This window comes from Moraxella sp. CTOTU47724 (genome assembly GCF_032014955.1).
Classification (GTDB): Bacteria; Pseudomonadota; Gammaproteobacteria; order Pseudomonadales; family Moraxellaceae; genus Faucicola; species Faucicola tetraodonis.
On sequence record NZ_DALZSV010000063.1, the window covers coordinates 4743 to 5921 of the forward strand.

The following is a 1179-nucleotide window of genomic DNA, read 5'->3' on the forward strand; positions in this document are numbered from 1 at the left end:
TCACCCTCGCCAATACCCATGGCTTGTAACGCAACATCGAGTGCCAATGTGCCATTTGCCAGTGCCACTGCGTAGTCTGTCCCTACCCATGCGGCAAATTCTTTTTCAAACTCTCGACATTCTGTGCCCGTCCAGTAGTTGACTTTATTGGACAATAGCACCTGTGACACTGCATCGGCTTCTTCTTGGGTAAAGCTAGGCCAAGGGGAAAATTGGGTGTTTAACATTTATTTACCTCTTATTAATTTAATCTTTTTTGAAAAGATATTTTCGATTTCTTGCCAACTTGAAACACGAATATCAGGTAAAAACTCATTAGGCAAGGAAAAATCTTGGTTATGTATATTATTACCTTGGTCATTTAAACATATAGTTAACCAACCCATCATATTTGGAGTAACAAAATCTTTCTTAGTATTGTCAGCTATATAGCAATAACTTTCACAATTCAATAGTTGTTCAACTTTATCAAAGTTTGCTAGACTGGGTTTCTCGCTACCTATCTCTTCTGAGATAATAATTGTATCGATATATAAATCGAGTCCAAGCGATTTAATTTTGTTACGTTGGGTTATTGACCGACCATCTGTGATAATTGCAAATTTAAAATCATCTCTAAAATTTTTTAAAAAACATTCCACATGTGGATAAAGTTTAAGATGGGGAAAATGAGTTCGATACCAGTTTAAAAGTTGCGATTTATCAACATTATATGTTTTTTCAACATAATCAAAAACATTTTCATTTTTAAAATACTTTTCAATCATTAAGGAATATAATGTTTTATCAATTGGTGCAATTCTTTCCGAGATAAATTGATATGCTGATTTAAGGTAGTCAATTTCTGGATACAGGGTATCATCCAAATCAAATACTATTGCATTATTTTTTGAAGTCATGCACTAGTACCTCAGCGTCATACCTTAGCATTAATAAATCTTGCTCCCATGATTTATAGACTTCAATCTCCTTATCAAGTAAATATTCTTCTAATACCCACTTACTATAATTTGCTCCAGATAAATAGGTAAGCGGATAACCACCACCGAATCTTGGATTTATTTCTATACCTTTAATGATTGGCTGCTCTTTATGCAAAAATACTTGAATAGTCAAGCAACCCCTCGCACCCTTTAATTGAGCAATATTATTAAAAAAATGCTCTACAATAATATTATT

General features: G+C 33.3%; 3 protein-coding genes. All 3 read right to left on the reverse strand.

Annotation, left to right across the window (positions count from 1 at the left end; translation table 11 throughout):
* Positions 1–227: DegT/DnrJ/EryC1/StrS family aminotransferase (locus RTR63_RS10270; RefSeq protein WP_312524089.1), on the reverse strand; the 227-nt coding region annotated here is incomplete at its 3' end.
* A complete protein-coding gene (locus tag RTR63_RS10275; RefSeq protein WP_312524091.1) occupies positions 228–899 on the reverse strand; it encodes an HAD family hydrolase in 672 nt (223 codons plus the stop codon).
* Positions 883–1179: ATP-grasp domain-containing protein (locus tag RTR63_RS10280; protein ID WP_312524093.1), on the reverse strand; the 297-nt coding region annotated here is incomplete at its 5' end. The genes RTR63_RS10275 and RTR63_RS10280, both read right to left, overlap by 17 nt.